Source organism: uncultured Fretibacterium sp. (assembly GCF_938040765.1).
In the GTDB taxonomy this organism is placed as follows: domain Bacteria; phylum Synergistota; class Synergistia; order Synergistales; family Aminobacteriaceae; genus CAJPSE01.
The window spans coordinates 1-5,616 of record NZ_CALIAA010000002.1; the positions used below are offsets into that span (position 1 = coordinate 1).

The 5,616-nt window shown below is 63.4% G+C and carries 4 protein-coding genes and 1 pseudogene; 4 read left to right on the plus strand and 1 reads right to left on the minus strand.

All coding sequences use genetic code 11. The features are described 5' to 3' along the window. The first annotated feature begins 221 nt into the window (after positions 1 to 221). From Q0176_RS00035 to Q0176_RS00050, 4 genes are all read left to right on the plus strand, one after another. Positions 222 to 1,877, plus strand: coding sequence for an NFACT family protein (locus tag Q0176_RS00035; protein WP_299297792.1), 1,656 nt, complete (start codon positions 222 to 224; stop codon positions 1,875 to 1,877). Positions 1,878 to 1,953: 76 nt separating this feature from the next. Then, on the plus strand, positions 1,954 to 3,216 hold the full coding sequence (hisS, locus tag Q0176_RS00040) for a histidine--tRNA ligase (RefSeq protein WP_299297794.1): 1,263 nt from the start codon (positions 1,954 to 1,956) through the stop codon (positions 3,214 to 3,216). 71 nt (positions 3,217 to 3,287) lie between these two features. Further along, the gene (locus Q0176_RS00045) at positions 3,288 to 4,382 is read left to right on the plus strand and encodes an ATP-binding protein (RefSeq protein ID WP_299297796.1); all 1,095 of its coding nucleotides are present in this window, start codon (positions 3,288 to 3,290) and stop codon (positions 4,380 to 4,382) included. An 11-nt stretch (positions 4,383 to 4,393) separates the two neighbouring features. Then, positions 4,394 to 4,897 (plus strand): hypothetical protein, encoded by a 504-nt coding sequence (locus Q0176_RS00050; protein WP_299297798.1) that lies wholly within the window; start codon positions 4,394 to 4,396, stop codon positions 4,895 to 4,897. 226 nt (positions 4,898 to 5,123) lie between these two features. Here the strand turns inward: Q0176_RS00050 and Q0176_RS00055 are convergent. Next, positions 5,124 to 5,616, minus strand: a pseudogene (locus Q0176_RS00055) (pyridoxal 5'-phosphate synthase lyase subunit PdxS); the annotation flags it as partial.

The following is a 5,616-nucleotide window of genomic DNA, read 5'->3' on the forward strand; positions in this document are numbered from 1 at the left end:
ATAACGTATTTTTACTGAAAACCCTCATAAGGATATCATGAAAATGAGCTCCGCGGGGATATCCGATTATGAAAAATGTTATGATTGTCGCCGTCGTACCCTGCCCGGCAAAGGGTACCGCCGCGGAGAAGCGGATAGCATCACGGACGGAGGCACAAGATGAACGATCCCCGCTTGCAAGACGAATCCCCCGATCTCGACGGCCCCGAGGCCCCGCGGCCATGACGCTGGGCCCCGAGTTCGTCCGCGGGCTTCGGGCCGCCCTGTCCGGCCGGCTGCCCTGGCGCATCCACAAGGCCGAGGGCGGGGACTCCTGGGTCGCCCTGAAACTTGGCCATGACGACCTGTGGCTCCTGTTCTCGTGGGGCTCCGGGACCGGAGGCTGCTGCCTGGCCGACGGCGGCTCGGTCTCGGCGCTGCGGAAGGGCGCCCCGGCCAGGACGCCCCTCGTCGAGGCGCTTCGGAGCCGCTTCGTCAAGGGAGACCTCACCGCCGCCCGGCAGATCAACCATGACCGAATCCTGGAGTTCGAGGTCCGCCGCCGCGTGGCGGCCGGGGCCGAGGTACGCTACTTCCTGGTCCTCGAGGCCACGGAACCCCTGGGGAACCTCATCCTCCTCGACGCGGACCGCCGCATCGAGGAGCTGGCGCGTCACGAGGCCCCGGACCGGAACCCCTACCGGACGCTCCTCCCCGGCCATCCCTACGTCCCCCCCCCTGCCTTCGCCGGCCCCCTCCCCGAGGACCTCTCCTCCCTGGACCACGACGGCGCCGCGAACATCGCCGGCATCGGACGCCCCCTGTCGCAGTTCATCCGGGCCCACTGGGAGGAAAGGTCCCCCGAGGCCTGGCTCCTCGCCGTCCGGGACGCGGGCTCCGACGCCATCCTCCCCTGCCAGCGGTCCTCCAGGGGGTACCTCACGCGCTTCCCCATCCTCTTCCCGGAGGCGGAGCCCCTGGGGACCGACGCGCTCGCGGCGGCGGCGGCGGGCGTCCTCCGCCCGCTGCTCTCGAGGGGCAGGGAGCGCCGCCTCCGCGAGCTGGACGTCCGCCTGAGGCGGGCCGCAAAGGCGCGGGAACGCCACAGGGACGGCCTTCGGAAGCAACTTGGGAACTGCGCCGAGGCCGAGATGCTGCGGCGCAGGGGGGAGCTGCTCCTGTCGCACCTCGGGGACGTCCCGCCGCGCGCGGAGTCCGTAACCCTGACCGACTGGGAGGGCAATACCCTCGAGATCGCGCTCGACCCCCGTCTTTCCCCCTCGCACAACGCCGACCGCTACTTCAGGAGATACCGAAAGGCAAAGGCGGACCCCGAGTCGATCCGGCGGAGCATCGCGGAGCTGGAGAACGCCATCGAGGAGCTCGCCGAACAGAGGGACCTCCTGGAGGCCATCGACGACCCCGAGACGTTCGAGGAGGCCGTCCGGGACGTCGAGGAGTGGCTGGCCTCGGAGGGGGTGGGAAGGGGGGCTCCGGCCCCAAAGGGGAAGGGGCGGGAGAAGAAGGGGCTCCCCCCCCATCTGGTCTACGAGCGGGACGGGCTGACCGTCCTCGTGGGGCTGTCGGCGCGGGGCAACCGCTTCGTCACCTTCAAGCAGGCCCGGGGGGACGACCTCTGGCTCCATGCCCACGAACTGCCGGGGGCGCACGTCATCATACGCGGCTCCCGCGGGCGGGAGGAGCTGGAGACGGAGCGCCGGGATGTCCTGGAGTTCGCGGCCTCCCTCGCCGCGGCCCATTCGAGGGGCAGGGGCTCCGGCTCCGTCCCGGTGGACTACACGGAACGCCGCTACGTCCGTTCCGTGCCCGGGACGGTGGCCCTGGTCACCTACACGAATCCGGGGACGCTTCGGGCCGTTCCGAGGGAGGAACGATGAAGTTCCGCTCCCCGAACGGTCAACGATCAACAATGATATACTCCTGATACAGCTTACGGAAATGGGGTCGATCGATATGGACATCAAGGCGCCGAGGGGCGTGCGGGACATTCTGCCCGGAGAATCGTGGAAATGGGCCTATGTGGTGAGGACGACGGCCGAGGCGATGGCGGACTTCGGCTGCTCCGAGGTGCACCTGCCCCTCTTCGAGCAGACGGAGCTCTTCTCCCGCGGGGTCGGCGAGACCACGGACATCGTGGAGAAGGAGATGTACACCTTTTCGGACCGAGGCGGGCGCAGCGTGACGCTGCGTCCGGAGGGCACGGCGGGGATGGTGCGCGCCGCGCTGGAGAACGGGCTGTGTGCCCAGGGGACCTCCGCCAAGCTCTGGTGCTGGGGCCCCATGTTCCGCTACGAGCGCCCCCAGAAGGGGCGCTACCGTCAGTTCCATCAGATCGACATGGAGTGCCTGGGGGTGTCCGGGGCGGGGGCGGACGTCGAGGTCATCGACCTCTCCGCGGAGATCTTCCGGCGTCTCGGCCTGAGGAACCTGGAGGTCGTCCTGAACTCCGTCGGCTGCCCCGTCTGCCGTCCCGTCTACCGCCAGGCGCTGCTGGCCCACTTCGAGGCCCGCAGGGGCGAGCTCTGCGAGACCTGCCTGGGACGCATGGAACGCAATCCCCTGCGCATCCTGGACTGCAAGAACCCCTCCTGCAGGGCCGCGGCGGACGCCGCCCCGGCCATCTACGACCACCTCTGCCCGGAGTGCCGGGACCACTTCAAGGAGGTCCGGGCCGGACTGGAGCGGCTGGACCTCTCCTACCGACTGGACAAAAGGCTGGTGCGCGGGCTGGACTACTACACCAAGACGGCCTATGAGATGCTCTCCGGCGATCTCGGGGCCCAGAACGCCGTCTGCGGGGGCGGACGCTACGACAACCTGTCCGAGGCCATCGGAGGACCGCACCTGCCCGGCGTCGGCTTCGCGGGCGGGCTCGACCGCATCGTCCTCGTCATGGAGGAGCAGGGCTGTTCCTTCGGCCGGGCCCCGGCGGTGAAGGTCTACGTCGCGGCTCTCTCCGACGAGGCGCGGAGCGCGGCGCAGGTCCTGACGCACCGGCTGCGGCGCCACGGAGTCGCAGCGGAACAGGACACCGCGTCGCGCGGCTTCAAGGCGCAAATGAAGAGCGCGGACGCGTCGCACGCCGCGTGGACCTGCATCATCGGCCCCGAGGAGATGGAAAAGGGCCTCGTGACCGTAAGGAACATGGCCGACGGCTCCCAGACCTCCCTGGCGCCGGAGGCGGTGCCGGAGTTCGTGGCGAAGGACGGGAAATAATTGACCTCGCGACGGGGGCGGCCCAGTTGGCCCGCCCCATTAAAAACGGAAGATTGTGCTGGAGGTGTGCCATGTTACGACGTCTGTACATCCATAATTTTCGCTGTTTACAAAATTTCGAGATCAAGCCTGAAAAACAGACGTCTTTGCTTTTGATCGGAAAAAACGGAGTCGGCAAGTCCACGATAGCCAAAGTTTTGAGCCTTTTTCAAAAGTTGGGCACAGGGACGTCTCGGGTCGCTTCTCTGATAACCCAGGAAGATTTCACGTTGGGACGCACCGACGAGATCATACAGTTTGAGTTGGAGATCTCCCTCGATTCAAAAATATGCAAATACAGTCTTGCTTTGGATAAGCCCGAGACTTTCAGGGAATTACGCGTTGTCGAGGAAGACTTTTCTGTCGACGATGTCCCTGTCTATACCCGTAAAAAGGCAGAGGTTTCCTATCCCTATCAGGGGACCTCCTTCAGTTTGGACTGGCACAACGCAGCGCTGCCCCTGATCCTCGATAGACAGGACGGCCCCCTGCGGGTGTTTCGCAATTGGCTGCGGCGTATGCATATTTTGTCCCCTATCCCCCAACTGATGGGAGGAGAGGCTCACGGCAACTCCGGGCCATTGTCCCTTTCCTGCGATAATTTCGCCGACTACCTACTGGAGCTGCTCACCTCTCATCCCGCATCCTATTTGTCAATCCACAACTTTCTCAAGGAGCTTATGCCCGATCTGAGGGAATTCAGCAACAAACCAATCTCGGACGACACACGGGTCCTTCAGGTTCGTTTCGGCAACGAGGACTCCAGCTTCACAACGAACTTTCAACAACTTTCCGATGGAGAAAAGTGCATGTTCTTGGGCGCTGTGATGTTGCCTGCCCAGAGGTCATACGGCGATTTTTTCGTTTTCTGGGACGAGCCGGATAACTACCTGGCCCTCTCAGAAGTGGAGCATTTCATTCGCTTTCTTCGCAAAAACTTCAACAACCACAGTCAGATATGGATGACGTCGCATCATGAGGGGACCATCAACTGTTTTTCTCACGAAAACACGTTGCTGCTCCGCCGCAAAAATCACGCTTCCCCGGTGGAGCTGCGCCCCATAAACGAACTTCTCGACAGCACGGAGTCCGTCACCCAGAAACTGTACCGCAACGAACTGGATTAGGGGAATCCTAAATGGCCGTCAACAACTACGATCTGCACCTCTTGATCATCCCGGAGGACGATGCCTATCGGGATATCGCAAACGGTTTCGTCGGTCACTTTGCGGTGGCCGACAAGAAAATACGCGTGGAGAAACCGGCTGGCGGATGGCTGAAATTACGACAATCCTTCACCCAGGACTACGAAAAAGGTCTCAGACAATATCCCAAGCGCCACGTTCTGATGCTGCTCGATCTCGACGGCAGCCCCAACCGCGCCCAAGAGGTCACGAACGCTATTTCCAAGGACATACGGGAGCGGGTCTTCCTCCTCTGCTGTAGGGACGAAGCGGAAAATGTCAAAAAGGAACTGGGATACGGACATTTTGAACCCATCGGGCAACAAATGGCTCAAAGTTGTTATGACAACGCCTGCGACGCCCCCGAAAGCCCGTGGACGTGTGGGCAGCTTCGACAAAACGAGGGAGAGTTGCGCCGCCTTGCCGAGGCAGTATGCTCGTTTCTTTTCCTTTCCTGACCCTGGCCTCCTGCCGCGCCTCGATGCCATGGGGCCTCCAGACGAGGACTTGCCCCCTGCTGAGGGACAGCGTCATCCTCGTCCGACACCCCTTTGACAGTATTTTGAGGGAACACAGCCTAGCGAATAACGGCCACTTGTGGGCCTTCTTATTTTCTTCTCACACCTCACTGTTGCATTTGGATCGTAAGTCTAAGGCAGTATTTATCCGGCAAGCGCGCCGCCTTCAGCGGGCGCTCATGATGACCTTTATCTCGTCCTCGTTGATGCCGACCATCGCCTCTCCGAGGTCCTTCGATACCTCGAGCAGCACCTTGGGGTCCTTGTAGTTCGCGACCGCCCTGACGATGGCCTTCGCCCTCTTCTCGGGGTTCCCGGACTTGAATATCCCCGACCCCACGAATACGCCCTCGGCCCCCAGCTGCCGCATCAGGGCCGCGTCCGCGGGCGTCGCGACGCCGCCGGCCGAGAAGTTCAGGACCGGCAGTTTCCCGTTCTCCCGCACCGACCTCAGAAGGTCGGCGTCGACACCGAGCTCCTTGGCCTTGCTGTGGATCTCGTCCTCCCGCAGCGACGCGACCCACGAGATCTCGCCCATGATCTGCCGCATGTGGGAGACGGCCTGGATCACGTCGCCGGTCCCCGCCTCGCCCTTCGTCCTGATCATCTTCGCCCCCTCGGAGATCCTCCTGAGGGCCTCCCCCAGGTTCCGGGCGCCG